Annotated in this window: 21 protein-coding genes; 8 read left to right on the forward strand and 13 right to left on the reverse strand. The window is 65.3% G+C overall.

Features of this window, described 5'->3' with window-relative positions; genetic code table 11:
• From AC07NT_RS12720 to AC07NT_RS12735, 4 genes are read right to left on the reverse strand one after another with little or no spacing between them, the layout of a single operon-like run.
• Entirely contained in the window at positions 1-924 is a 924-nt protein-coding gene (locus tag AC07NT_RS12720; RefSeq protein WP_498598677.1) for an ABC transporter permease, read from the reverse strand.
• Positions 921-2,000: an ABC transporter permease gene (locus tag AC07NT_RS12725; protein WP_498598676.1), complete on the reverse strand. Its 1,080-nt coding sequence runs from the start codon at positions 1,998-2,000 to the stop codon at positions 921-923. The genes AC07NT_RS12720 and AC07NT_RS12725 overlap by 4 nt, the downstream gene beginning before the upstream one ends.
• Positions 1,997-3,601: an ABC transporter ATP-binding protein gene (locus AC07NT_RS12730; RefSeq protein ID WP_498598675.1), complete on the reverse strand. Its 1,605-nt coding sequence runs from the start codon at positions 3,599-3,601 to the stop codon at positions 1,997-1,999. Before AC07NT_RS12730 ends, AC07NT_RS12725 begins: the two co-directional genes overlap by 4 nt.
• Before the next feature lie 5 nt (positions 3,602-3,606).
• The gene (locus AC07NT_RS12735) at positions 3,607-4,587 is read right to left on the reverse strand and encodes a BMP family protein (protein ID WP_498598674.1); all 981 of its coding nucleotides are present in this window, start codon (positions 4,585-4,587) and stop codon (positions 3,607-3,609) included.
• Positions 4,588-4,765: 178 nt separating this feature from the next.
• Between AC07NT_RS12735 and AC07NT_RS12740 the strand changes: the two genes are divergently transcribed.
• The 3 genes from AC07NT_RS12740 to AC07NT_RS12750 are packed head-to-tail and all read left to right on the forward strand — an operon-like array spanning position 4,766 to position 7,415.
• Positions 4,766-5,563: a cysteine hydrolase family protein gene (locus AC07NT_RS12740; protein ID WP_498598673.1), complete on the forward strand. Its 798-nt coding sequence runs from the start codon at positions 4,766-4,768 to the stop codon at positions 5,561-5,563.
• Complete coding sequence (locus AC07NT_RS12745) at positions 5,563-6,750, forward strand: amidase (RefSeq protein WP_498598672.1); 1,188 nt, start codon at positions 5,563-5,565, stop codon at positions 6,748-6,750. Before AC07NT_RS12740 ends, AC07NT_RS12745 begins: the two co-directional genes overlap by 1 nt.
• Positions 6,747-7,415: a TetR/AcrR family transcriptional regulator gene (locus AC07NT_RS12750; protein ID WP_498598671.1), complete on the forward strand. Its 669-nt coding sequence runs from the start codon at positions 6,747-6,749 to the stop codon at positions 7,413-7,415. The genes AC07NT_RS12745 and AC07NT_RS12750 overlap by 4 nt, the downstream gene beginning before the upstream one ends.
• A gap of 14 nt (positions 7,416-7,429) precedes the next feature.
• Here the strand turns inward: AC07NT_RS12750 and AC07NT_RS12755 are convergent, their stop codons facing one another.
• The 5 genes from AC07NT_RS12755 to AC07NT_RS12775 all read right to left on the reverse strand — a co-directional run bounded on the left by AC07NT_RS12755 (position 7,430) and on the right by AC07NT_RS12775 (position 12,961).
• On the reverse strand, positions 7,430-8,251 hold the full coding sequence (locus AC07NT_RS12755; protein ID WP_498598670.1) for an ABC transporter ATP-binding protein: 822 nt from the start codon (positions 8,249-8,251) through the stop codon (positions 7,430-7,432).
• The gene (locus tag AC07NT_RS12760) at positions 8,248-9,087 is read right to left on the reverse strand and encodes an ABC transporter permease (RefSeq protein ID WP_498598669.1); all 840 of its coding nucleotides are present in this window, start codon (positions 9,085-9,087) and stop codon (positions 8,248-8,250) included. The genes AC07NT_RS12755 and AC07NT_RS12760 overlap by 4 nt, the downstream gene beginning before the upstream one ends.
• A 5-nt stretch (positions 9,088-9,092) precedes the next feature.
• Complete coding sequence (locus AC07NT_RS12765; protein ID WP_498598668.1) at positions 9,093-10,109, reverse strand: ABC transporter substrate-binding protein; 1,017 nt, start codon at positions 10,107-10,109, stop codon at positions 9,093-9,095.
• Between the two features lie 20 nt (positions 10,110-10,129).
• Positions 10,130-11,869: an allophanate hydrolase gene (gene atzF / locus AC07NT_RS12770; protein WP_498598667.1), complete on the reverse strand. Its 1,740-nt coding sequence runs from the start codon at positions 11,867-11,869 to the stop codon at positions 10,130-10,132.
• 165 nt (positions 11,870-12,034) lie between these two features.
• A complete protein-coding gene (locus AC07NT_RS12775; RefSeq protein ID WP_498598666.1) occupies positions 12,035-12,961 on the reverse strand; it encodes a LysR family transcriptional regulator in 927 nt (308 codons plus the stop codon).
• Positions 12,962-13,094: 133 nt separating this feature from the next.
• On the opposite strand from AC07NT_RS12775, the gene AC07NT_RS12780 reads away from it, so the two are divergent.
• Genes AC07NT_RS12780 through AC07NT_RS12800 form a run of 5 tightly spaced genes read left to right on the forward strand, consistent with a single transcriptional unit; the run spans position 13,095 to position 19,222 of the window.
• Positions 13,095-13,949, forward strand: coding sequence for a fumarylacetoacetate hydrolase family protein (locus AC07NT_RS12780; RefSeq protein ID WP_498598665.1), 855 nt, complete (start codon positions 13,095-13,097; stop codon positions 13,947-13,949).
• Positions 13,950-13,956: 7 nt separating this feature from the next.
• Positions 13,957-16,044 carry a hydantoinase/oxoprolinase family protein gene (locus tag AC07NT_RS12785; RefSeq protein ID WP_498598664.1) on the forward strand — a complete coding sequence of 696 codons (2,088 nt, stop codon included), beginning with the start codon at positions 13,957-13,959 and terminating at the stop codon, positions 16,042-16,044.
• On the forward strand, positions 16,041-17,798 hold the full coding sequence (locus AC07NT_RS12790; RefSeq protein WP_498598663.1) for a hydantoinase B/oxoprolinase family protein: 1,758 nt from the start codon (positions 16,041-16,043) through the stop codon (positions 17,796-17,798). Before AC07NT_RS12785 ends, AC07NT_RS12790 begins: the two co-directional genes overlap by 4 nt.
• Positions 17,799-17,808: 10 nt before the next feature.
• A complete protein-coding gene (locus tag AC07NT_RS12795) occupies positions 17,809-18,222 on the forward strand; it encodes a hypothetical protein (RefSeq protein ID WP_498598662.1) in 414 nt (137 codons plus the stop codon).
• 28 nt (positions 18,223-18,250) lie between these two features.
• On the forward strand, positions 18,251-19,222 hold the full coding sequence (locus AC07NT_RS12800; RefSeq protein ID WP_498598661.1) for a Bug family tripartite tricarboxylate transporter substrate binding protein: 972 nt from the start codon (positions 18,251-18,253) through the stop codon (positions 19,220-19,222).
• A gap of 68 nt (positions 19,223-19,290) precedes the next feature.
• On the opposite strand, the gene AC07NT_RS12805 is transcribed toward AC07NT_RS12800, so the two are convergent.
• From AC07NT_RS12805 to AC07NT_RS12820, 4 genes are all read right to left on the reverse strand, one after another.
• The gene (locus tag AC07NT_RS12805; RefSeq protein ID WP_498598660.1) at positions 19,291-20,784 is read right to left on the reverse strand and encodes an AMP nucleosidase; all 1,494 of its coding nucleotides are present in this window, start codon (positions 20,782-20,784) and stop codon (positions 19,291-19,293) included.
• A 59-nt stretch (positions 20,785-20,843) separates the two neighbouring features.
• Positions 20,844-22,034 (reverse strand): GNAT family N-acetyltransferase, encoded by a 1,191-nt coding sequence (locus AC07NT_RS12810; RefSeq protein ID WP_498598659.1) that lies wholly within the window; start codon positions 22,032-22,034, stop codon positions 20,844-20,846.
• On the reverse strand, positions 22,025-22,864 hold the full coding sequence (locus tag AC07NT_RS12815) for a glycosyltransferase family 2 protein (RefSeq protein WP_498598658.1): 840 nt from the start codon (positions 22,862-22,864) through the stop codon (positions 22,025-22,027). The genes AC07NT_RS12810 and AC07NT_RS12815 overlap by 10 nt, the downstream gene beginning before the upstream one ends.
• A gap of 277 nt (positions 22,865-23,141) precedes the next feature.
• Complete coding sequence (locus AC07NT_RS12820; protein ID WP_498598657.1) at positions 23,142-24,794, reverse strand: GMC oxidoreductase; 1,653 nt, start codon at positions 24,792-24,794, stop codon at positions 23,142-23,144.
• Between the last annotated feature and the right edge of the window lie 9 nt (positions 24,795-24,803).

The raw sequence follows: 24,803 nt of genomic DNA on the forward strand, positions 1-24,803 counted from the left end.
TCAGTGGCCGGTGTAGGGCCGTGTCAACGCGGCGGGCGCGATCTGCCGACCCACCAGGCCGCCCACGGCCAGCAGCGCCAGCACATAGGGCAGCATGATGAGCAGGGCGCTGGGCACCTGCACGCCCATGGCGGGCAGCTGGAACTGCAAGGCCGTCGCCGCGCCGAAAAGGCCGCAAGCCAGCAGGGTGCGGCCCAGCTTCCAGTTGCCGAAGATCACCGCGGCGATGGCGAGGTAACCCGCGCCGCTGGTCATGCCTTCGGTGAAGGTGTGGATGTCACCGATCGACAGAAAACAACCGGCCAGCGCCGACATGAAACCCGTGAAGAGCACCGCGCCGTAGCGGATGCGCGTGACCTTGAGCCCCGAATTCGCCGCAGCCTGCGGCGCCGTGCCTGCTGCATGCACCGCCAGGCCCAGCGCAGTCGAGCGCATGACCCAGGCCACAGCGATCACCAGCAACACAGCCCCGTAGAGCAGCCAGGTCTGGTGGAACACATGCTCACCCAGCACCGGGATGTCGGCCAGGCCCGGCGGAGCCCATTTGTCCAGGCCCGGGATCTCGGCGCGCGAGCGGCTGCCAAACAGCGCCCGGTAACCCAGGGTGGTGGCGCCCAGCACCAGGATGTTGATGCCGATGCCTGTGACGATCTGGTTGGCGCGCAGCGTGATGCTCAGGAAGGCCTGCAGCCAGGCGATGGGCAGCACACACAGCACACCCAAGACCAGGCCGATCACAGGCGAGCCCGTGGCCCAGGAACCCACGGCCCCCGCGAAGGCGCCCGTGAGCATCATGCCCTCCACGCTCATATTGAGCACGCCCGCGCGTTCGCTCACGAGTTCGCCCGTGGCGGCCAGCAGCAGGGGCGCGGCCAGGCGGATACTGGAGCCGACGAAGACGGCGGCGAGTTCAGGTTCGATCATTGGCGGGCCTCCATGCGCTGGATGGCGAGCGCCGCGCCGGCCAGGATCACGATGATCAGGCCCTGGATCACCACCACCAGCGCAGTCGGCACCTGCGCCACCATTTCCATATTGATGCCCCCCGAACGCAGGAAGCCGAACAGCAAGGAACCGGCGATCACACCGGGCACCGAGCCCCGCGCAAGCAGGCCCACGACCAGGCCGTCGAAACCGTAACCAGACGAGAAGCCCGCCTTCAGCGTGTACTGCTCACCCTGCAGCATGCAGGCCCCGGCCAGGCCGCCCAGCGCGCCGGCAGCGCAGAGCACACCCACCGTGAGCCGGTCCACCGCCATGCCCGCACGCCGTGCAGCGCGCGCGTTGAGGCCGGTTGCGCGCAGGCGCAGGCCCAGCACCGTGAAGCCCAGCACCACGGCCACGACGACCGCAAAAACCAGGCCGATGGGCAGGCCCGCATGCAGCGGCACCGAGGCATCGCCCAGCAGCAACGGCAACTGCGTGGGCAGGGGGATCTCCAGCGACTCGGGCAGGGTGGCCGACGTTGTCATGGGCCGGCGCAGCAGCTGCTCGCTCTGCACACTGCCGTAGACCAGCCACACCGCGATGAAGGACAGCAGCAACGTGGCAATCACCTCGTTGGTACCGGCCTTGACCTTGAGCACGCCCGCGATGCCGCCCCACAGGGCGCCCGCCAGGCAGGCCCCGAGCATGGGCACGATGAAAGCCAGGCCGAAAGGCAGTCCCGCCACCGGCGGCCAGAGGGCGAAGGCCGTGGCGGTGATGCCGCCCACGGCGATCTGCCCTTCGCCGCCCACATTGGTGAGGCTGGCGCGTTCGGCCAGCACAAAACCCAGGCCGACCAGCATGAAGACCAGCGCACGGTTGATCGAGGCCGCCAGGGCGTAAGGCGATCCCCAGGCTCCGTCGGCGAACGCGGCCACCGCCTCGCCCACGGGCACACCCATGAGCGCCACCATCAGCGCACCGATCAGCAGGGCCAGGGCCACGGCGGCCACCGACATGCCCAGCGCGGGGCCGGGCCGCACGGTGCGCCACAAAGTCAATGCAGCGCTCATGCGAGAGCCTCCTCTTGCAGGTTGGCCGCAGCCTGCCCCGCCATCCAGGCACCGATGCGCGGGCGCTCGGCCGGATCGGCCTTGCACGTGCCCATGAGGCGGCCGCGGTAGAGCACGACGATGCGGTCGGCCACGGCCAGCAGTTCTTCCAGTTCCGATGAAATCAGCAGCACCCCGACGCCGCGCGCTGCCACCGCGCGGATGTGGCCGTAGATGGCCTCCACCGCGCCCACGTCCAGGCCCCGTGTGGGCTGGGCCGCGAGCAGGAAACGCAACGGGTCGAGCGTGAGCTCGCGCGCCAGCACGGCCTTCTGCTGGTTGCCGCCGGACAGGCCGCCGAAGGCCACCTCGGGACCCGCGGCGCGCACGTCAAAACGTTGCATCAGTTCACGCGCCGCTCGGTTCAAGGCCTCACGGTCCAGCAATCCGTATTTGCGAAAACGGCTGAGTCGGTCCAGCATCATGTTCTCGGCCACGTTCATGCCCGTGACACAGGCCAGGGCGTGGCGGTCTTCGGGTACCACGCCGCAGCCGGCGGCCGTCAAAGTCTTGGGGCTCTCGCCCGTCATCTCTACACCGAAGATATGGAACCGTCCTTCGGTGGGCTTGAGCATGCCCGAGAGCACCGCGCCGAGTTCGCTCTGGCCATTGCCCTCCACCCCGGCCACGGCGACGATCTCGCCCGGCGCCACCATCAAGGTGAAATTGTCCAGGCGCAGCACGCCGTCGGCGTCGCGCACGGTAAGGCCGTCGGCCAGCAACGCCATCTCGCGCGGCGGCAGGCTCTCATGCGCCACCTGCTTCACAACCCGCTCTTGCGTCATGGCGCCCGCAGGTGCCTGCAGATCACGCTGGATCATGGCGCGCACCAGCATGTCGATCTCCTGCGCCGGCGCATCGGAGCGCGCCACCACCCGCCCCCCACGCAACACGGTGGCGCGGCGCGCCACCAGGCGGATCTCGGCCAGCTTGTGCGTGACCAGCACGACACCGCAGCCCTGCGCCGCCACGCGTTCGCAGACGGCGAGCAGGGCCTCGATCTCCGCGGGCAGCAGCACGGCCGTGGGTTCGTCCAGCACCAGCAAGCGGGGCTCGCGCACCAGACACTTGACGATCTCCACGCGCTGGCGCTCGCCCACCGACAGATCCTGGATGCGCGCATAGGGGTCCAGCGCGAGGCCGTAGCGTTCGCGCATGGTCTCCAGCTTGGCTGCACAGGCCAGGCGGTCGAGCACGCCACGCGACTGGCCCAGCAGCATGTTGTCCACCACCGTCAGGTCCGGCACCAGGCTGAAGTGCTGGTGGACCATGGCAATACCGTGGTTCAGCGCATCGGCCGGTGAATGGGGCATGTAGGGCTTACCGTCCAGCACCATGTGCCCGGCGTCCGGGCTGTGCACACCGAACACCAGGTTGCACAACGTGGACTTGCCCGCGCCGTTCTCGCCCAGCAGGCAATGCACCTCACCCGGCATCAGCGCCAACGAAACCTCCGCCAGCGCCTGCAGGGAACCGAAGCGCTTGCCGAGGCGCTCGATCCGCAGCAGGGGCGCGACGTCCGCGGACGCCGCGCCGGGACCGGTGGCAGCCTCGGTGCGCATGACGATCAGCCCTCCAGCACCTTGATCTTGCCGTTGAGGATGTCCTTCTTGATCTCCTCCAGCTTGGTCTTCATCGCGGGCGTGGCGCCGCAGACGACCATGTCGGACGCCTGGGGACCCATGGCCAGGCCGAAGGCCTTGTAGCCAGCCTTCCACGTGCCCTTGACGGACTCGGAGATGGCGTACTGCACCTGGTAGCCCACACCCGTGATGCTGTAGGCCGGGTACAGCGGGTCGCTGCCGCAGCGGTCGGTGTAGCTGCCGACGATCTTGGTGCCCTTCTCCTTGGCCGCCTGCTCCATGCCGCGCAGGCCCAGGTTCAGGATGTGATAGTGCACATCGGCGCCCTGGGCGATGGCCGCCAGCGTGGCCTCCTTGGACTTGGCCACGTTGTCGAAGTCACCCGTGTAGTTCTCGAAGTACTTGATCTTGGGGTTGATGTACTTGGCGCCGTTGCCGAATTCCTTGCCTGCGTTCACGATGGAAGGGATCTCCATGCCGCCCACGTAGCTCACGGCACCGTTCTTGGACAGCATCGCGGCAGCGGCGCCGGCCACGAAGGCGATCTCGGCCTGTTTCACGTCGTACCCGGCCACGTTGGCCAGGTCCTCACCCTTGTTGCCACCGACGATGGAGAACTTGGTCTTGGGGAAACGCTTGGACACCTTGAGCACGGCGGCCTGGGTCTGGCCACCCACGCCAATCACCAGCGCGTTCTTGCTGGCCAGGTTGGTCAGGGCCTGCTCCATGTCGGCGTAGTTGATGTTCTCGATCATCTGCACCTTGATCTTGTCGCCGAACTCCTTCTGCGCGGCCACCAGGCCGTCGTAGCCGGATTCCATCCAGCCCTTGTCGGACTTGGAGCCGGGGATCAGGATGCCGACCGCCAGCGGGTCGGCGGCCTGCGCCAGGGGCGACAGCGCCAGGACCGCGGCTGCGGTGGCGGCGAGGGTGAAATGGCGACGGGACGTGAACGTGGATTTCATGGCATACCTTTCGCTTAAGTGTTGAGTGAGGTAACTAATTAATTACTTACACGACCATGCTCTGCAATAACAGTGCCAGTGAAAAGGCGCTTTTGACACCGGGAACGGCTCGCGATTGGTGCGTGCGCACCAGATTGCGGCAGTGCATGCCCATAGCCCGCACACAAAAGGAGCTGCGATGAAACGTCACCCCTACCTGCCGGACAACCGCCCGAAGGGCAGCCTCGGCCTCGGTCACCAGTACTACTGGGTTGCGAACGAAAAGGAAGTCGACATGTCCATGGCGCCGCCCGCCCCGGTCCGCGCGCGCATTGCTGCGCAGCCGCAAAACGTGGTGCTGGACCTGCGGCGCACGGCCATCGTCATCATTGATCTGCAAAACGACTTCTGCGCCAAGGGCGGCTGGGTCGATTCCCTGGGCCTGGACTACACGGCCGACCGCACGCCCATAGCACCCCTGCAGAAACTGCTGCCGGCGCTGCGTCAGTCCGGCGTGCCCGTGATCTGGGTCAACTGGGGCAACCGCCCGGACCTGGCCAATATGCCGCCCAACCAGATCCACCTCTACGACAACGGCGGTGCCGGCGTGGGCCTGGGTTACCCGCTGCCAGGTGGCGGCGGCAATGTGCTGGAAAAGGATTCCTGGGCTGCGGCCGTGATCGACGAGCTCGAGCCGGTCGAGGGCGACTACCGCGTGGACAAGTACCGCATCAGCGGTTTCTGGGACACGCCGCTGGACAGCATGCTCAAGAACCTGGGCATCAAGAGCATCCTCTTCGCGGGCTGCAACACCGATCAGTGCGTGTTGCACACCCTGACCGACGCGAACTTCCTGGGTTACGGCTGCGTCATGCTGGAGGACTGCTGCGCCACCAGCTCGCCCGCCTTCTGCGCCGAGGCCACGGTCTGGAACGTGAAGAAGTGCTTCGGCTTCGTGACCGACTCCACGCAGGTGCTGCAGGCGCTGCCCAAGTGATGAAAGCATCCTCATCCCCTTCCGGTGCCTTCGTGCCCGGGCCGCGCGCATTGCGCGAGCCCACAGGCAGGGGTGTGCTGGACGGGGTGCGCGTCGCCGTCAAGGACCTGATCGATCTGGCCGGCACGCCCACGAGCTGCGGCAATCCGGACTGGGCGGCGAGCCATGCAGTACCGACCCAGGACGCGCCCTGCGTGGCGGCCCTGCGCGCCGCGGGCGCACGTGTCATCGGCAAAACGGTGACGGACGAATTGGCCTTCAGCCTCGAAGGCGAGAACACCTTCGACGGCACACCGCGCAACCCCGCGGCCCCGGATCACCTGCCCGGTGGCTCCTCCAGCGGATCTGCCGTGGCGGTGGCCGGGCGCGAGGCCGATCTCGCCCTGGGCACCGACACCGGCGGCTCGGTGCGTGTGCCCGCTTCTTTCTGTGGGGTGCACGCCATGCGCCCCACGCACGGCCGCATTGCACTGGCCGGTGTGCTGCCTTTCGCCGAGAGCTACGACACCGTGGGCTGGTTCGCGAGGGATGCGAAACTCCTGCGTGCCGCTGGCCGGGTATTGCTCGGCACGCAGGAGCCCGCCGAAACCAGACCCCTGCGCCTGTGTCTGGCCGAAGACGCCTGGGCCCTCGCCGAGCCCGCGGTGGCGCAAGCCTTGCACATCTGGGCTCGCACTGCCGGCATCACGGCAAAGCGCCAGGCTTTCGTGCAACCCTGGCGTGAAACGCAGGAGGCTTATTCTTTTTTGCAGGGGATCGAGATACGTACAGCGCTGGGCCCGTGGATCCACGAACGGCAACCCACCTTCGGCCCCGCCATCGCGCCGCGCTTCGCAGGCGCGCTGGCGCTCGATCCTGAGCAGGAAGCACCGTGGCGTCGTTGGCGTGCAGAGATGCGGCGCGAACTCGTCGCGCGCCTGGGCCCGGACGAAGCCTGGCTGCTGCCCGCTGCGCCCGGTGTGGCCCTGCCGCTGAACGCCAGCGGGGAACAGCGCGGTGCTTTTTATGAACGCGCCCTGGCCCTCGGCGCCCTGGCCGGTCACGCCGGCCTGCCGCAGATCGTACTGCCGCTGCTGCAGGTGGAAGGCCTGCCCGTGGGCATTTCCTTCATCGCCGGCCCCGGGCAGGACGAACGCCTGCTGGACCTGGCTGTGGCCCTCACGCAAACGAACGGGAGTATGTCTTGACATCGGCTTCACCCGGCCGCCAGGCGGCCAAGAAAAAAACGCCTGCCAAGCGGGACCCGGTGGCCGCGCGCGCGCGCCTGCTGCAAGCCGCCGTGGACGAGTTTTCCGCGCACGGCTACAGCGGCGCCCGCACCGACCGCATCGCACAGAGTGCGGGCACCAACATCCGCATGCTCTACCACTACTTCGGCGGCAAGGACGATCTCTACGTCGTGGTACTGGAAACCGTGCTGGCCGATCTGCGGCATGACGAACTGCAGCTCGACGCCGACGCCCTGGCCCCGATGGAAGGGCTGCTGCGCATCTTCGACTTCGTGGCCGGTCACTTCGCCGCCCATCCCCAGCTGCGCAAGCTGCTGGCCTTCGAGAACCTCAACGAGGCCCGGCACTTGGCGCGCTCGGGCCGGATACCGGAAATGGCCACGCCGGTGCTGAACCTGATCCGTAAACTGCTTGCGCGCGGCGCGGCCACGGGCGAGGTGCGCAGGGGCGTGGACGCCCTGCACCTCTACGTGGCCATGGTCAGCCTGTCCTACTACGGCCGCGCCCATGCCTTTACCCTCACACGCATCTTCAACAAGGACTTGCAGAAGCCGAACTGGCAACGCGCGCACCTGAAACTCACCCGCGCCATGGTTGAGGCCTACCTCACTCCCGAAGACTGAACGGGTGGTGGGCATCAGCGCCTCACCTCGCGCTGGAAGATCTCCAGGCTGAGCTTCTTGGTGCGGATGAAGCTGGGCTCGGAGAGCGTCTCCACCGTGCGCGGCCGCGGATCGTTGTAGGGCAGGATCTCCGCCACCTTGGTGGGCCGCTTGGTCAGCAGCAGCACCTGATCGGCCAGGTAGACCGCCTCCTCCAGGTCGTGCGAGACCAGCAGCATGGTGGTGCCGGTCTGCATGAACACCTCCTGCAGCTTCTCGCGGATGAAGAGCGTCATCTCGAAATCCAGCGCCGAGAAGGGCTCGTCCAGGAACAGCACCTCGGGCTTGGGCGCCAGGGCCCGCATGATGGACGCGGTCTGCTGCTGGCCGCCTGACAACTCGTAGGGGTAGCGGTTCAGATCGAACTTGACGTCGAAGCTGGCCACCAGTTCGGCCATGCGCCGGTCTACCTCGGCCTTGCTCTTGCCTTCGAGCTTGAGCGGGTAGGCGATGTTGTCGATGGTCCGCATCCAGGGAAACATGGCCTCGCGGTAGTTCTGGAAGACGTAACCGATCTTGGTGTCCTTGAGCGACTTGCCGTCGAACAGGATCTCGCCGCTGTCGATGGGGATGAGCCCTGCGATCATGTTGATCAGCGTGGACTTGCCGCAGCCATTGGGCCCGAAGACCGAAACGATCTTGCCCTTGGGTATGTCGAGATTGAAGTTCTCGTACAGCGGCCAGCCAGCGAAGTACTTGGTCAGGCCGCGGATGGTGATGTGGGTACCGGCAGGGCCGGGCTGGAAAGGCGGCACGGGCACGTCGGCCACCACGGGGGCGTTCAGGACTTCACTCATCTTCCACTCCAGTGCACGATGCGACGTTCGGCAACAAGAAACAGGATGTTGAGCGCGTAACCCAGCACACCCGCGGACAGGATGGACGCGTACATGTCGCGCACGTTCATGACCTGCTGCGAATTGATGATGCGGTTGCCCAGCCCGCTGTCGGAACCGATGAACATCTCGGCCACGATCACGATCACCAGGGCCATGGACACCGCCGAGCGCAGGCCTACGAAGCTGGGCTGCAGGCTCTCCCAGACCAGCACGTCCTTGAAGATCTGCCAGCGTGAGGCCCCCATGACCTTGGCCGCCATCACACGCTGCTTGCGCGCGTTGATCACCCCGTAGGCGCTGTTGAACACCACGATGAGCAGGGCGCCGAAGGCGGCGATGGCCACCTTGTTGATGTCGGACACGCCGAAGATCATCAGGAAGAGCGGGATCAGTGCCGAGGACGGTGTGGAGCGGAAGAAGTCGATCAGGAACTCCACGCTGCGGTAGGCCTTCTCGGCGCTGCCCAGCACCACGCCCAGGGGCACACCCACCACGGCCGCGATCAGGAAGGCCTGCGTGGTGCGCCACAGCGTGACGATGAAGTCCTTGAGCAGCGGGCCTCCGGCCAGGCCGTTGATCAGTGTGGTCACGGTCTCGGCCGGGGGCGGCAGCAGGATGGGCTTGATGGCCCCGAGGCGCACGGTCAGGTCCCAGACGATGAAGAGCAGGACCGGGCCGATGAAAGGCAGGGCCTTGCCCCAGTTGACCTTGCGCGGCGCGGCCGCCACCGGCACCGCCGGCGGGGACCAGGGCGCAGCCGGTGTAGCGGCGCTGGCTGTGGTGGAGTCCGCCATGATGCTCAACCCTTGTAGAGCATGGTGTCGACCATCAGGCGCGAAGAGAAGATGCCCTTCTCCGCGAACAGGTCGAAGAACTTCTGGAAGTGGGCCACGTCGGCCGGCTTGAATTCGTTGTACATCATGTAGGCGGCCAGCGGCACCTCGGCCGTCAGTGCGCCTTCGATGGCGGTGTAGCCTTTCATGTACTGGCGCGCCTCCACGTTGTTGGCACGCACATAGGCCACGCCCTTGCCATAGGCGGCGATGAACTTCTTGGCCTCTTCCGGATGCTTCTTGATGAAGGCCGAGGACAACGAGGCCGAGCCGCCGAACCAGGGGGCCATGGGGTCGCCCAGCACGTACTTGGCGATCACGCCGGCTTCGAGCACGCGGGTGGTGCCGTTCAGGCGACCGATGGTGCCCGTGGGCTCCAGGGTGTAGCAGCCATCGAGCTGGCCTGCGGCCAGCGCCGCCACGTGCTGGCCGATAGGCAACTCCACCACGGTCGCGCCGGTGGCGCCGCCGCGCTCCAGGATGGTCTTGGCCAGCGTCACGTTCTGGATGCCGGGGCCGGAACCGATGCGTTTGCCGGCGAGATCGGCCATGGTCTTGGCCGGGCTGGCCACCGGGACGATGATCTCGTCCAGCACGTTCTTCACGTTGCTGGGGTTGGAGCAGAAGATCTTGAAGGTGCCCGGCGCGGCCAGTTCACCGATGGCGATGTTGGCCGAGCCCGTGCCGTTGGCCGTGCCGTCGGCACGGTCGGACAACACGGCCTCCATCACCTGCTGGGCGCCGGCGAAACGCAGGGCCTCCACATCAAGGCCCGCTTCCTTGAAGTAGCCCTTCTCGATCGCTGCATAGAAGGGCAAGCCGGCCGCGATGGGCCAGTAGCCGATGCGGATCTTGGGGCCGCCCTGGGCACGCACCAGGGCCGGTGCACCCAGGGCTGCGAGCGCCAGGCCGGCGCCGCCGGCCTGCATGAGCTTGCGGCGCGTCGTGGTGGCGGACAGAGACAGAGGGGTCTGGTTTTTCATGGAGCGCTCCTGCACAGTGGTTAAGGGAAAGGATGGGTCAGCGGGGCCTGCGCGCCCTGGAGCGAAGCCAGGTAGGCGCGCCAGCCACCGAAATGGGTGATGTCCTGCGCACCCTGCAGGGCCTGTGCCTCGCACAGGAAGCCCTGCACGCTGCTGCCGTCGGACAACTGCAAGGTGCCTATGCCCAGAGGTGCGGGCACGAGGGCAACAAAGGAACCGTAATGCTCGACCGGCATCTCCCATATCTCGAGCTGGATGCGCGCGCCCTGACCCGCGGCCACACGCAGCAGGCCGGGTTTAGGCGGCACGGTGCCGGCCAGGGCATAGAAACGGTAATCGGGCGCGGTCTCGGCCGTAGCCAGCAGGCGTGCGCCCCGTTCGCTGAGTTGCTTGTTGAGCGGCATGCCTGAGAGGTGCGCACCCACCACAGCCACTTTCACCGTGGCGCACGGGCGTATGCCAGGGATGGGCTGGGGTGCGGGCAGCCGTTCACCCGTGGCGCCCTGCGTGAGACCGGTGGCGTGATGAAAACGCTGGCCCAGTTCCGCCAGCTGCCAATCGCTGGCGCAGGGGCCGATCAGCGTGATGCCGAAAGGCAGGCCGTCCTTGCGGATGCTGCTGGGCACGGACAGCGCCGCGTAGTCCAGCAGGTTGACGAAGTTGGTATAGGCGCCCAGGTTGCGGTTGAGCACCACGGGATCGGCCAGCATCTGCGCGATCGTGTAGTGCGTGGGCGCCGTGGGCACGCACAGCACATCCATGCCCTTCCAGACTTCGGCAGCGCGCTGGCCCAAGGCGCGCAGCCGCGTCTGTGTTTCATACAGGTCGGCCGCGCTGTAGGCCTTGCCTTTGCCGATGATGCTGCGCACCGGCTCCATGACCTCGCTCTCATGCGCGTCGAAGAAGGGCCGGATGGCCGCATAGCGCTCGGCCACCAGGGCGCTTTCGTACAGCAGCGCAGCTGCCTGCACGAAAGGCGAGAAGTCGATGCGCACCTCCACGCCGCCGAGGGCCTTCAGTTGTGCCAGCGCTTCCTTGTAAGCCGCCTCGGCCAGCGCGTCGCCGTAGAACGCCAGCTGGTCCGGCACACCAAAGCGGAAAGCCGCCGGGAAGGGCTGCGACGCCATCTCGAGTTCACGCGAGTACGGGTCCAGGGGGTCGTATCCCCGCGCCGCCTCCAGCACCTGGGCCGCCAGGCCCACGCTGCGCGCGAAGATGGACACGCAATCCACACTCTGCGCCGCCGGCACCACACCGCGTGTGCTGATCAGCCCTTTGGAGGGTTTGAGCCCGACGATGTTGTTCAGGCCCGCGGGCACACGCCCCGAACCCGCGGTGTCCGTGCCCAGTGCAAAGTCCACCTCACCCACGGCCACCACATGGGCCGAGCCCGAACTGGAACCGCCCGAGACATAAGAAGCGTCGAAGGCATTGGGCACCGGCCCCCAGGGCGAGCGCGTGCCGTTCAGGCCGCAGGCGAACTGATCCAGGTTGGTCTTGCCCAGCAGCGATGCACCAGCCGCGAGCAGCTTGTGCACCACGGCCGCATGCCCGGCAGGCTGGTAGGCAAAGGCCTGACAGGCGGCCGTAGTGGGCAGGCCGGCGGCGTCGATGTTGTCCTTGACCGCAAAGCGCAGACCGCTCAGCGGCCCCGTACCACCCGGCAAGGTCGTCTCATAACGGGAGATCCAGGCTTGCGCCGCGCCTACGGCCTGGCCCTGCCTTTGGGCACGGGGAACTGGGGGTTTGAGCTGCACCATCTTGTTGCATTCGATCTTGTATACATGTAGACATGCAACATGTATGCCAATGAATGCAGGCAACCCTGCCGTTCGTCTTGTGCGGCGAAAAAAACAAGATGGGAGATCTGGCCAGGTGATGAACGCCCCACCCCGCCGTCCGGGGTGGGCGCGTCGAAGCCCCCGTCAAGCCCCGTGCACTGGCGGCTTCATCTGTCCGCCCCAAGTCTCCACCGTCTCGCGAATCAGGCGAGACACGATTCTGCTGGCCTGCGTCAACTGCCCCCACTTGGGATGGGCCAGGGTCACATAACGTTTCAGATCCGGAGCGACCAGCCTGGCGGCCCGCAACTTGCCCGAGCTCACCTCCTCGTCTATGGAGAAAGGTCCCAGCAATGCATAAAGATTGTGGTTTTCGATCAGCACTTCTTTTTGCAAGCTCAAAGAATCGGCGCCGATCACGGCCTGGAAATGGAACCCCAGGCTGCGCGCGGTCTCGTCAAGAATGGATCTCCAATGGGCGGGGCGTCGCGGTAGCACCAGGGGTAGGTTCTCCAGCGCCTTGAAGTCCACCGTTTCCCCCCGAGTGGCAGGCGCCTGCGGACTGGAAACCAGATAGGTGTGGACCGTCGTCAGCAGGATTTCATCCGGACTGCGCGGTTTGTCGAACCGGAACAAGATGGCCATGTCCACCCCACCTGAATCCAGCATGGCATCGAGCTCGCCGCCCTGGCCCTCACGGACGTTGAGCACGATCCTGGGATATTCCTGCCGCAACCTGCTGAAAACACGCGTCATCAGGGGGTGCGCCACGGAGGGCAGGATCCCGATGCGGACCTCACCCATCGGTACTGTGGACGACTGACGAATCTCGGCAAACAGCTCGTCGCAACTGCTCAGCCATGCCCGCGCACGCCGCTCTACATGCTGCCCGAACTCAGTCAAGGCCACCCCCCGGCCGGTACGGCGGAACAAGGGGCTCCCGCACTGCTTTTCGAGCTCGCTGATCTGGCGACTGATATGCGACTGCACGGTCTGCCGCTGCGCTGCCACCTTGGTGAAGCTGCCCAGCTCGGCGACCTCAAGGAAAAGACGGAAATCCTGAATCTGCATAAACGCCCTCTGTTATGCCAATTTAGGCAACTCTGAAATCTCAGATTAGATTCTATGCAGATGACTCATCCCTTTCTAGACTGCCGACCTGTAGACAACCCCGCCGTCGCAGACGGCCCCCAGGAAACAGACCATGAGCTTTGTCAGTTTTGAAATCGATGGCCGTGCGAGCTACGGCATCTGGAAGGATGAGCAGACCTGGATTCAGGCGCCCGCAGCGTTTGAAGCCCAGTTCCCGGACCTCAAGTCGGTGATTGCGGCAGCCCAGCTGCAAGAGCTGGACCGCGCTGCGCGCACATCGGGGCGCACCGTGCAGGCTGCACAAGCCCGCCTGCTGCCGGTCATCCCGAACCCGGGCAAGATTCTTTGCGTGGGCTTGAACTACAAGTCCCATGTGGCCGAGACCAAGCGCACCGACAGCGAGCATCCGGCCATGTTCACGCGCTACGCCGACAGCCTGCTGGCCCACGGCGCGCCCATGCCCAAGCCCAAACAGACGCAGCGCTTCGACTTCGAGGCGGAGCTGGCCGTGATCATCGGCAAGGGCGGACGCGCCATCCCCCAGGCCCAGGCCTTCGAACACATCGCGGGCTATGCCTGTTTCAACGACGGCACCGCACGCGACTGGCAGCGCCACACGCACCAGTGGACGCCAGGCAAGAACTTTCCGGCCACCGGCCCCTTCGGTCCCTACATGGCCACGCGCGAGGAAATCCCGGACGTGACGCAGTTGACGGTGCAGTCGCGCCTGAACGGCCAGGTCATGCAGAAAGCCTCGGTGGCCGATCTGATCTTCACGCTTCCCGTTCTCATCGAGTACATCTCGGGCTTCACGCCGCTGGCGCCGGGCGACGTGATCGCCACTGGCACACCCGGCGGCGTGGGAGACCGTCGTGAGCCCCCGGTCTACATGAAGGCCGGCGACGTCATTGAAATCGAAATCACCGGGCTGGGCGTGTTGCGCAATGTCATCACCGACGAAGCCTGAGATCACCATGAACACCACTCCCTCCAGAAAATCGCTGCGCATCGCCGTCGACATCGGCGGTACCTTTACCGACATGGCCGCCTTTGACGAAACCACCGGCCAGCTGCTCTTCGGCAAAGCGCTCTCCACCCATGGCCAGCTTGTCAACGGCATCCAGGACACCATCAACAGCGCCAGGATCGACTGGCGTGATGGCCACCTGTTTCTGCACGGCTCGACCATCGCGATCAACACCCTGCTCGAACGCAATGGCGCCAAGACCGCCCTGCTGATCACCGAGGGGTTTCGCGACATCTACGAAATCGGTCGTGTCAACAGGCCCGATGCCTACAACCTGTTCTTCAACAAGCACCAACCCCTGGTGCGGCGTTCGCTGCGCTACGAGGTAGCCGAGCGGCTGCGCGCCGATGGCAGCACCCACAAGCCGCTGGACGAGGCCGCCGTGCGCGAACTGGCGCGTGAGCTTAAAGGCCAGGACATCGAAGCCGTCGCCGTGCTGCTGCTGCACTCCTACCGCAACCCGGCGCACGAGCAGCGCGTGAAGCAGATCCTGCAGGAAGAAATCCCCGGCGCCTTTGTCTGTGCCTCACACGAACTCTCCCAGGAGTACCGCGAATTCGAACGGGTCTCGACCGCCGTGGCCAATGCCTACGTGGGGCCACGCGTCTCCGAGTACCTGAGCCAATTGGAGAGCCACCTGGGCGGCCAGGGCTTCGAAGGCGACTTCTACATCGTTCAGTCCACCGGCGGCCTGTTCCCGGTGGAACATGCCAAGGTCGGTTGCGTACGCATGCTGGAGTCCGGCCCTGCGGCCGGCGTGATCGGCGCACAGGCCATCTGCGCCCAGCTGGGCATGGGTGACGCCATTGCCTTCGACATGGGCGGCACCACCGCCAAGGCCGGGGTGATCAGCGAGGGACGTCCGCTGACCACCGGCTCGGCGTTGATCGGCGGCTACGAACGCGCGTTGCCGATCCAGATCCCGATGATGGACATCCACGAAGTCGGCACCGGCGGCGGCAGCATCGCCCGCGTCGAGACCGGCAAAGCCTTGCGCGTAGGACCCCAGAGCGCCGGCTCGATTCCCGGCCCGGTCGCTTATGGCCGCAGCGGCACCGAACCCACGGTGACCGATGCCAACCTGCTGCTGGGTCGGCTGGACGCCGAGCACTTCCTCGGCGGCGAACTCAAGCTCGACCTCGCGGCCTGCCAGCGCCAGATGCGCGAACGCGTGGCGGGCCCGCTCGGGCTGGACCCGGTGGAGGCAGCCGATGGCATCCTGCGCATAGCGGTGACGCAGATGTCGCACGCGGTCAAGGCGGTAACGACAGAGCGCGGCCTGGACGCCGGCAGCTTCACGATGGTGGTCTACGGTGGCGCTGGCCCCCTGCACGCTTCGGCCATCGCACGCGAGATCGGCATCCGCAAGGTGCTGATTCCCTATGCACCAGGCTACTTCTCCGCCTACGGCATGCTGTTCTCGGATCTGCGCTACGACTATGTCCGATCCGTGTTCCGCAAGCTCAACGACGTCTCCTTCGAAGACATCGAGTCGCTCTACCAGTCCATGGAAGACGAAGGGCGTGCGGCACTGGCGCAGTCCGGGATCAAGGCCGATGGCATCGTGATCGAACGCGCAGCCGACATGCGTTACGTGGGGCAGGAACACGCTGTCACGGTCGATCTGCCGCTGGCCTTCTTTGAGGGCAAGGACCGCAACGCGATCAAGCGCCAGTTCGATGAGCTGCACAAGGTGCGCTATGGCACCTCCGCCCCCAAGGAACCTGCCGACCTGGTGAGCCTGCGCGTCACGGTGCTGGGCACCATGAAAAAGCCGCCGAAACACAGCGTCGCCCAGGGCGGTACCACACTGGACCCGCAGGCCCTGCGCGCCGTCAAGCCGGTGTACTTCCGCAGCTCGGGCTGGACCGACACGCCGGTCTATCTGCGCGACCGCCTGCTGGCGGGCAACGTCGTCACCGGCCCGGCACTGATCGAGGAACACGCCTCTACCACCGTCGTGCAACCCGGCGACGCGCTGCGCGTGGACGAACTCGGCAACCTGCAAATCGATATCGGGAGCGACCGGACATGAAACTGCCCACCCACACCAAGACCTCGAAGACCGTCGATCCGGTCACCGTCGAAATCATCCGCAACGGCCTGTACGCCGTCACGGAGGAGATGAAGACCAACCTCACACGCACAGCCTACAACCTCATCATCTACGAGGCGCTGGACTTCACGGTAGGTCTGTTCACAAAGGAAGGTGATACGGTTTCCATCGGCCTGGGTCTGCCCATGTTCATCCGCGGCATGTCCGAGACCGTCAAGGCCAAGATCCGGCACTTCGGTTACGAGAACATCCTGCCCGGCGACATCCTGGTCACCAACGACGCCTACACCACTGGCAGCCACCTGAACCATTTCACGTTCACGATGCCCATCTTCCATGAGGGCAAGCTCGAAGGTTTCACCTGCTGCATGGCCCACTGGCTGGACGTGGGCGGCACCTTGGGCAATGTGACCACCGACATCTTCAGCGAGGGGATCCAGATTCCCATCATCAAGTACCAGCGCGAAGGCGTCGTCAACCAGGACCTGATCGACATCATTGCCATGAACGTGCGCCTCGCAGAACGCGCCCTGGGCGACCTGCGCGCACAGATCACCGCCATCACCACCGGTGAACGCCGTTACGTGGAGCTGCTGCAGCGGTATGGCGCCGATGCGGTCAACAGCTCGATCCAGCAGATCATGGACTCGTCGGAGGCGGTGGCACGCCAGAACACCCTGTCCATACCGGATGGTGTGTACGAAGCCGAGTCTTTCATGGACGACGACGGCCTGGAGATCGGCAAGCGCATCCCGATCCGCGTGAAGGTGACTGTGCAGGGCGACGAGATGACGATCGATCTCTCGGACGTGAGCAAACAGGTCAAGGGGTTCTACAACTCGGGCTTCACCACTGGCATTGCCTGCGCACAGGTGGCCTACAAATGCCTGACCACGCCGACCGACTACCCGGTCAACGACGGGTCCTTCCGCTCGCTGAAGGTCGTCATGCCCATGGGCACTGTCATCAGCGCCGAGCGCCCCTACCCCATGCGCGTCTGGATGACCTTCCCCATGACGGTCATCGACACGATCTTCAAGGCCCTGGCACCCGCCATTCCGCACCGCTCGATTGCCGGTCACCACGCCGATCTGGTGTTCCCCAATATCCACGGCATCTCGCCCGAAGATGGGCGGCTGTTCATCGTCGGCATCGGTCCTCTGGGCGGTGGCTGGGGCGCCAAGAGCAGCGAGGATGGTGTTTCGGTCACGGTCTGCATCAACGACGGCGACACGCACAACAGCCCGACCGAGCAGCTGGAGGCCAAGTACCCGGTGCTGGTGGAGAAATACGAGATCCGCCAGGATTCAGGCGGCGCCGGCCGGCATCGCGGTGGACTCGGCGCCGAGATGGTGGTGCAGGCGCTCTCACCATTCACCGTGACCACCCGCATCGATCGGGTGCATTGCAAACCTTGGGGCCTGGAAGGCGGCGGCGATGCCATGGGCAACGGCCTGGCGGTACGGCACAAGGGCGTCTGGAAGACCGACCATCTGAATGCCAAGATCTTCAACGTGCGCCTTGAGCGTGGTGACGCCTACAAGATGCTGTCAGGCGGCGGCGGCGGCTTCGGCAGCCCGCTGGAACGCGACGCAGAACAGGTGGCCGAGGATGTGCGTGAAGGTTATGTGAGCCGCGCACAAGCTGAAGCCCAATATGGTGTGGTGCTCGACGAAGGCTCACAGGTCCAACACCCGGAAACCTCGCGCCGCCGCTCCCAGATGGCAGGATGAGCTGAACCTCATGGACGCATCCCAGCGCACTCAGGCGGCGTATCTGTCCGATCTCTGGCATCGGCTGGCAACGCAGCACATCGCGCTGGGTTGCACCTGCACGATGAGCGGGGTGACTGTCACGCTTGAAGACTTCGAGCGCGACATCGCGGACTACTTCTTGGGGCAGAGCGAACGCGAGGGAGCGACCGAGGTGGTCGATTTTTTGCTTGTGCAAGGCCCGCTGGCGGAACAGCCGCGGGCCGTACGCGACATCCTGCAACGCCTGCGGGACGGGGAGGCCAGCATCGAGGTGGCCGACTGGCTGCTACCGCGCATGCGCAAGACGCTGGAATCCTATGCGGAACTGCATGGCCCCGCCCTGGCCGCCCCTCTGCTGGGCGGCTCCGCCGCCTGGCGTAGCGCGTACCGCGGCGAAGCCTGATCTTTTCACTTTTCTTCAGGAGACAACCATGAAAACTCGTGCAAACAAACTGCTGGGGCTGATGCTCGGCCTGCTCATGACCAGCATCGCCTCCGCCCAGGGGAAATTCCCGGATGGGCCCATCAAGATCATCGTGCCCTTCGCCGCAGGTGGCGGCGTCGACAACGCGGCGCGCCTGCTGGCCAGGCAACTGCAGACCGATCTCAGCGTCCCCGTCATTGTTGACAACCGCCCCGGCGCCAACGGCACCATTGGCGGCAAAGCCGTACAGGCAGCGCCCTCTGACGGCATGACCCTGCTGTTTTCCGCGGCCACCCAGCTGCTCACCAAGGAAGCGATGGCCAAACCGCCCTACGATCCCCTGAACGACTTCAGCTTCGTGGCCCGCACTGCAACCGCCCCCCTGTTGATGGTGATCTCCCCCGATCTGCCGCACAACCAACTCAAGGACGTCATGCAGGCCGCCCGGCAGAACCCGGACAAGTGGAACGCCGGTCTGCCTGCCCTGGGCGCGCCCAGCCATCTGGCCACACTCATGTTGGCCAAAGAAGGACAACTCAACCTGGCCACCGCCGTCTACCGCGGCACAGCGCCGGCTCTGACCGATGTGGCTGGTGGGACAACCCAGATCTTGATCGACTCGATCATTTCACTGCAGACCCTGGCCAAAGCCGGCAAGGTCAAGCCCATCGTCGTGACATCGGCCAAGCGCAGCGCACTGATGCCCAACGTCCCCACCGCTGTAGAAAGTGGCTACCCCAACTTCGTAGCAGAGTCCTGGTACGGCGTCTGGGCCCCCAAAGGACTGCCTGAGGCTCGGCTGCAGGCACTGCACAAGGCCATCAACGAGGCCACGCGGCAATTGGCCCAGGCCGGCACCTACACCGCTCTGGGCATCGAGCCTGTGATTGAGAGCATCGATGAATTCAGGAAATACAGCCAGCGCTATGTCGCGGACAGCGCGGCCTTGCTCAAAAGCAGCGGTTACAAGCCGGAGTAACAGCGTCATACCTCTCCGGAGTGGCACCAGGTGATCCACTCCCGCATGGTTTTGAGGACTTCTGCCGGCTACTGAAATGCCACTTCCGCAAAGCTCCGCAGCTTGCGGCTGTGCAACTGGTTCAGACCCGCTTGGCGCAGCAATTCCAGCGCGCGGATGCCGATGCGCAGGTGCTGGTCCACGCGCTCGCGGTAGAAGTGGTTGGCCATGCCGGGCAGCTTGATCTCGCCGTGCAGGGGTTTGTCGCTCACGCAAAGCAGGGTGCCGTAGGGCACGCGGAAGCGGAAGCCGTTGGCGGCGATGGTGGCGCTTTCCATGTCCAGGGCCACGGCGCGGCTCTGGCTGAAGCGGCGCTGGGGCTGGTTGTCGGGCAGCAGCTCCCAGTTGCGGTTGTCGGTAGTGGCCACGGTGCCGGTGCGCAGGACGCGCTTGAGCTCTGCACCGTGCAGGCCCGTGACGTCGGCCACGGCCTGCTCCAGGGCCAGCTGGATCTCGGCCAGGGCGGGGATGGGCACCCAAAGGGGCAGCTCCTCGTCCAGCACATGGTCCTCGCGCACATAGGCGTGGGCCAGCACGTAGTCACCCAGCTGCTGGCCGTTGCGCAGACCGGCGCAGTGGCCCAGCATGAGCCAGGCGTGCGAACGCAGCACGGCGATGTGGTCGGTGATGTTCTTGGCATTGGCCGGGCCCACGCCGATGTTGACCATGGTGATGCCGTTGCCGTCAGGGCGTACGAGGTGGTAGGCCGGCATCTGCGGCAAACGCGGCGGGGCCTTGCCCAGCGCGTCGCCGGGTTGCGCAGCCTCACCCGTCCGTCGTGTCACCACATTGCCGGGTTCGACGAAGGCGGCGTAGTCGCCGCCCGCGTCCTCCATGAGCTCGTGGCCCAGGCGGATGAATTCGTCGATGTAGAACTGGTAGTTCGTATAGAGGACAAAGTTCTGGAAGTGCTCGGGCACCGTGCCGGTGTAGTGGCGCAGGCGGTGCAGGGAGTAGTCCATGCGCGAGGCGGTGAACAGCGAGAGCGGTAGGGGCTGGCCCGGCTGCGGCTGGTAGGTGCCGTTGGCGATGCCGTCGTCCATGGTGGTGAGATCGGGCAGGTCGAACCAGTCGCGCATCAGCTGGCGCCGCTCGGCGCTGAGGTTGCCCTCGATGTGGTCGTTCTCGGCAAAGGAAAAATGCACGGGGATGGGCTGCTTGCTCGTCGCCACCTCCAGCGTCACCCCGTGGTTGAGCAGCAGCAGGCGGAACTGCTCCAGGTAGTAGTTGCCGAACAGGTCGGGCCGTGTGAGTGTGGTTTCGTAGACCCCGGGGCCGGCTACAAAACCGTAACTCAGGCGCTCCTGCGCGCCCGCTGCCTGGCGCAACACCGTGTCGGTCCGGATGCGCACCAGGGGATAGAAGGCCCGCACCGGCCCGGCGCTGTCATCCCCCGCCACAAAACGTTGCATGCCCTGCCGCAGATGGGCGATACCTGCGTCGTAGATCAGATGGACCTGGGCCAACGCTGCGGCGGCGTCATCGTAGGCTTGCGGAGAAATGAAGGGCGGAAGATGGTGCATGCAGAGATTCTGCCAGCCATCCCAGGCCGCCTCCGCCGGGCAGGCGGCCCTCTACCCTGTCAGGAAGCTGCCGCAGCCGGATCTGTCTTGGCACCGGCATCGGCGCCCGCGCGCCGCTGGCGCCAACGATCCAGTGTGCGCTTGCCCAGCAGGCCGAGCAGTGCCGCATGGCCGCGCAGCGTGTTGTTCGGAATGAAATAGGACCAGACGCCCGCGGTGTGCGGCCTGAACCGGATGGACCAGGGCGGGAAGTTGACGAGACTGACGACATCCGTCTCTGCGTCATCGCAGGCCTGCTGGATGATCATCTGGAGCAGCACGTTGCCCGGTGCGAACTTGGCGTAAGTCTCGCTGTAACCGAATTTAAGAATGTGCAGGGTGCGCCCGGTCTTCAGCGCAAACTGGGCCGCCACGGCCTCGTCCCCGAACCAGAGCAGGTTGATGACGCAGGCCCCTTCAGCGCCCGCATCACGGACCAGCGACTGGTAGAAAGCCTGCAGGGCCGGCTGGCAGTTGATCGCCCCGCCATCGCCACCCTTCCAGCCGGACGCCTCGATCGTCAGAAAGTGCTCGAAGGCCCGTTGCAAAGCCTCGCCGCTGGTGGCCGTCTCGGAGCGCACGGTCCAGGTCTCCTCCGCACGGCGCAGCTGGCGCCGCACGTTGCGGCGGAAATCACCAGTCATGGCAGCAAGGGCGTGTTCGTAGCCGGCGTGCGCCTCAAACCAGGCACTGGTGTCGTGCTGCAGCGCCTGGGCGCGAGGCGGAAGGGCATGGGCCGCCGCATAGCAGATGGCTGTATCCTCGCGTAGCTTGCGCAGGCGCAGCCCATCCCAGCGCAGCCCCGAGCGGCTCTTCAGCCAGGCCACCAGTTCCTGCATGAAGTGTGCGTTCTCGGGAATTTTGCGGAAAACGAAGTCCGAGAGCTGGAGTTGATCGTCATCGATGGTGCCCAGCAGCTTCGGCGCGAAAGGGCCGACCCGGTAATTCTGGTACTGCAAGGGAGCGACAGCTACCAGCGTACCCTGACGTCGCGCGGTCACGAACCAGACGGCGTCCGGATCACCGGCGCCTGAAACCAGAAACGCCAGTGTCCATTCAGGTCGGTGCTGGAACGAGCAATCGACTCCCAGGGTCTGGGCCAGCTGGCGCCATTCCGCTTCGATCCGGCGATAGCCGGCAAGCCCCTGGACGGCCTCGAATTCGAGACGCGCGGGCGTGGCTTGTGGCTTGTCTGCGTGGTTTATCTGCATTGCGGGCAAACGAACAGGCGGGCGCAAATTCTCAGGAACAGGGCATCGAGCTTGCCGACCGACGCCACGAAATTGGCCCGGATCCGCCGGTAGGATTCCGGCAACCTCGGGTCATTGCGTGCGAGGCCGTTCATGATCGACGCTGCGCCGGTACGGTAGCGCACCACCGGATGGTTGAGGAAAATGAAATCGCTGGCCAGCGCCATGCGCGCCCACAGATCGGCGTCCTCGCACACCGCGATGTGCTCGTCAAAGCCGCCAACCTGCTCAAAGACGGAGCGCCGGGCAATGCAGGCCGAATTGATCAGCACCGTATCGCAGTACACCTGGTTGGCCGCAAATTTGCGCCGGCCCATGATGCGCGAGGCCCTGTGCGCCGCATTGCGAAAGTACGCTTCGTGATCAAGCAGCCTGGCGGCATCGTCACCAAAGGGGGTCACCACCCCAAAGGCCATGCCAGCATCCGGGCGCGCGTCGAGCGATTTGACGAACATCGCCAGAGCCCCGGGCTCCAGCAAATCGTCGTCGTCCAGGAAACAGACATAACGACCGCGCGCACGGTGCGCACCGTCGTTGCGCACGCGGGCGGGCCGCCCCCCCGAAGGCTCGGAGCGGGCTACATACGTGATGCGCGCGTCCCCAATAGAGGCCACGGCGGAACGCGCCGTCGCTCCGGGTGCATCATCCATCACGATCACCTCGACAACGACACCCTGCTGGGCCAAGGCGCTGCGCACCGCTTGTCCTACCAAGTCTTCACGTCGGTAAGTCGGAACGACCACCGACACATCGATGGTGTCTGCGTTCGACTTGGCTTGCATTTCGTTCATCTCAGAACAGACTTTCATGTACAGAACCACAACATCCGACAACAGCATGCCGGCCAGGACCCGCTTCCTCGCACAAGGAAGCTCTAAAAATCTCTTTTTCCAGGCACCGTGCAGTCGATTTCCTCATGCATCGTGAGCCCTGTCGTCATCGCATCGAATGGCACTTATTGTGCGCTACGACAGCAGTGGCAAAAACTTCAAACACTGTCTCTCCCTCTCCCTCTCCCTCTTCCCCTCCGCGCCACCTATCCTGAGTCAGCTTCGCGCAGCTGTACAGCTAGAGCTGCTGCCGCAGATGCTTGGCCAGCCTCACCGCCATCGCAACGATGGTCAGCGTGGGGTTCGCGTGGCCGCTGGTCGGGAAGACCGCCGAACTGGCAACGTACAGGTTCGGCACGCCGAACACGGCGCAGTTCACATCCACGACACCTTGCCGCACGCTGGTGGCCATACGTGCCGTGCCGATGTGATGGCCACCCAGGGGAGGCGAACGACGGAGGCGATCGCGCATGCGTTCCTCGTCGATGTCCAGACGACAAGACCCGCTGCGGGCCAGCGTGTCACGCAGCAGCAAAAAGCCACGGCAGGCGGCATCCACATCATCCTGGCTGAGGCGCCAATCGATGCTGACACGCCGCAGGCCATGCGGATCCTGTTCGTTCGTCAGCGTGACACGGCTGTCCGGCAAAGGTGTCTGCTCTGAATTGAATTCGAGCGGATAGGTACCGTCGGCGTTGGCCACCAGGGTATAGGGCAGCTTGCGTTGCGCCAGCCGGATGCGGAACAACCAATCCAGACCGAAACGCGCTGCCTGGGGCAGGCCCAACAGCACGTTGCGCAGGTGGGCTGCATTGGATGAAGGCGGGCTCTCTGCGTTCGCGGCCAGGATGCTGCGGTACTCCGGGATCAGTGTCGACTTCGCAAGGTAGATCGCGGACATCACCGCGCTGCCGTGGGTCGCGTCGGAATAGCTCGGGAAGTGCAGCCGGAACGCCATATTGGGCAGACGGTGCGCCTTCATCGCCTGGGCCGTAAAGCGCAGCTGGCGACGGCAATAGATGCCATCGCGCGTGCGTTCGAAATCGAAAACGACAGGCGCACCATGCGGCACGACACGACCCAGCGTGTTTTCGAAGTGGCACATGTAATAGCGCCCGACGCAGTCGCCCTGGTTGCCCAGACCGGGACCGTCAGGATCCGAAAGCAACAGCATGCGCGGCACCTCGATGCCCCCCGTGGCCAGCACGAAAATCCGGGCGCTCACCCGCCTGTGGCGCCCGGCGCGATCCATCAGCTCTGCCGCCTGGATGCGTTCGCTGCCGGCCGCCCGCTGCAGCCGCAAGCAGCGTGCCCCCAGCAGCGCGGTCACGTTCTCCGATTTGGCGATCCGTTGTCGGTGGCGTGTGCCGAAATCCGTCGGCAGGCTGTAGCGCTCGATGCGATCGTTCATGACCACGGCGTCGCCGTCGGCTCCCGCCCCCGTGAAACCGCCAATGGTGGGAGCCGGGGTCTGCAAGGACCCGTTCACGCTGAAGTCGAAATCACCGGCATCGCAATATTGCAGGGCCGCCGGGTAGTAGCGCGCCAGTTCCTCGTAGGCCATGGGCCAGCCACTGTTGGCGATATGCTCGCGCGGCTCCAGATCCGTCGGGTCATAGGGCACACAACGCCCGCCCCAGACATTGGTCGTGCCGCCAAAGCGTACGCGGCGGAACTCCGTGGGGTCCGGATGCGGCGGCTTGGCCTCGCCGCGGTAGTAATCCTCTAGCCGGGGATCAGTCTTCAGCGTGCCGGCCTCCAGCAGGAGCACCTTGAAGCCGCAACCATCGAGTTCGTTGGCCAGCGTGATCCCGGCCGCCCCCGCACCAATGATGCAGACGTGAGCATCGAGGTCAGCCTCATCGATTTGATCAAGTGTCGCGAGAGTCATGGGTGATTC

The sequence above is a fragment of the Hylemonella sp. GW821-FHT10B10 genome (assembly GCF_059415585.1).

What these genes read in the sequence shown, in the direction of transcription:
- AC07NT_RS12725 (WP_498598676.1), bottom strand. Translation starts at nt 2,000, where the DNA reads ATGAGCGCTGCATTGACTTTGTGGCGCACCGTGCGGCCCGGCCCCGCG.
- AC07NT_RS12740 (WP_498598673.1), top strand. Translation starts at nt 4,766, where the DNA reads ATGAAACGTCACCCCTACCTGCCGGACAACCGCCCGAAGGGCAGCCTC.
- AC07NT_RS12805 (WP_498598660.1), bottom strand. Translation starts at nt 20,784, where the DNA reads ATGCACCATCTTCCGCCCTTCATTTCTCCGCAAGCCTACGATGACGCC.
- AC07NT_RS12735 (WP_498598674.1), bottom strand. Translation starts at nt 4,587, where the DNA reads ATGAAATCCACGTTCACGTCCCGTCGCCATTTCACCCTCGCCGCCACC.
- AC07NT_RS12780 (WP_498598665.1), top strand. Translation starts at nt 13,095, where the DNA reads ATGAGCTTTGTCAGTTTTGAAATCGATGGCCGTGCGAGCTACGGCATC.
- atzF (WP_498598667.1), bottom strand. Translation starts at nt 11,869, where the DNA reads ATGGTGCAGCTCAAACCCCCAGTTCCCCGTGCCCAAAGGCAGGGCCAG.
- AC07NT_RS12775 (WP_498598666.1), bottom strand. Translation starts at nt 12,961, where the DNA reads ATGCAGATTCAGGATTTCCGTCTTTTCCTTGAGGTCGCCGAGCTGGGC.
- AC07NT_RS12820 (WP_498598657.1), bottom strand. Translation starts at nt 24,794, where the DNA reads ATGACTCTCGCGACACTTGATCAAATCGATGAGGCTGACCTCGATGCT.
- AC07NT_RS12745 (WP_498598672.1), top strand. Translation starts at nt 5,563, where the DNA reads ATGAAAGCATCCTCATCCCCTTCCGGTGCCTTCGTGCCCGGGCCGCGC.
- AC07NT_RS12800 (WP_498598661.1), top strand. Translation starts at nt 18,251, where the DNA reads ATGAAAACTCGTGCAAACAAACTGCTGGGGCTGATGCTCGGCCTGCTC.
- AC07NT_RS12790 (WP_498598663.1), top strand. Translation starts at nt 16,041, where the DNA reads ATGAAACTGCCCACCCACACCAAGACCTCGAAGACCGTCGATCCGGTC.
- AC07NT_RS12760 (WP_498598669.1), bottom strand. Translation starts at nt 9,087, where the DNA reads ATGGCGGACTCCACCACAGCCAGCGCCGCTACACCGGCTGCGCCCTGG.
- AC07NT_RS12720 (WP_498598677.1), bottom strand. Translation starts at nt 924, where the DNA reads ATGATCGAACCTGAACTCGCCGCCGTCTTCGTCGGCTCCAGTATCCGC.
- AC07NT_RS12815 (WP_498598658.1), bottom strand. Translation starts at nt 22,864, where the DNA reads ATGAACGAAATGCAAGCCAAGTCGAACGCAGACACCATCGATGTGTCG.
- AC07NT_RS12765 (WP_498598668.1), bottom strand. Translation starts at nt 10,109, where the DNA reads ATGAAAAACCAGACCCCTCTGTCTCTGTCCGCCACCACGACGCGCCGC.
- AC07NT_RS12785 (WP_498598664.1), top strand. Translation starts at nt 13,957, where the DNA reads ATGAACACCACTCCCTCCAGAAAATCGCTGCGCATCGCCGTCGACATC.
- AC07NT_RS12730 (WP_498598675.1), bottom strand. Translation starts at nt 3,601, where the DNA reads ATGCGCACCGAGGCTGCCACCGGTCCCGGCGCGGCGTCCGCGGACGTC.
- AC07NT_RS12810 (WP_498598659.1), bottom strand. Translation starts at nt 22,034, where the DNA reads ATGCAGATAAACCACGCAGACAAGCCACAAGCCACGCCCGCGCGTCTC.
- AC07NT_RS12795 (WP_498598662.1), top strand. Translation starts at nt 17,809, where the DNA reads ATGGACGCATCCCAGCGCACTCAGGCGGCGTATCTGTCCGATCTCTGG.
- AC07NT_RS12755 (WP_498598670.1), bottom strand. Translation starts at nt 8,251, where the DNA reads ATGAGTGAAGTCCTGAACGCCCCCGTGGTGGCCGACGTGCCCGTGCCG.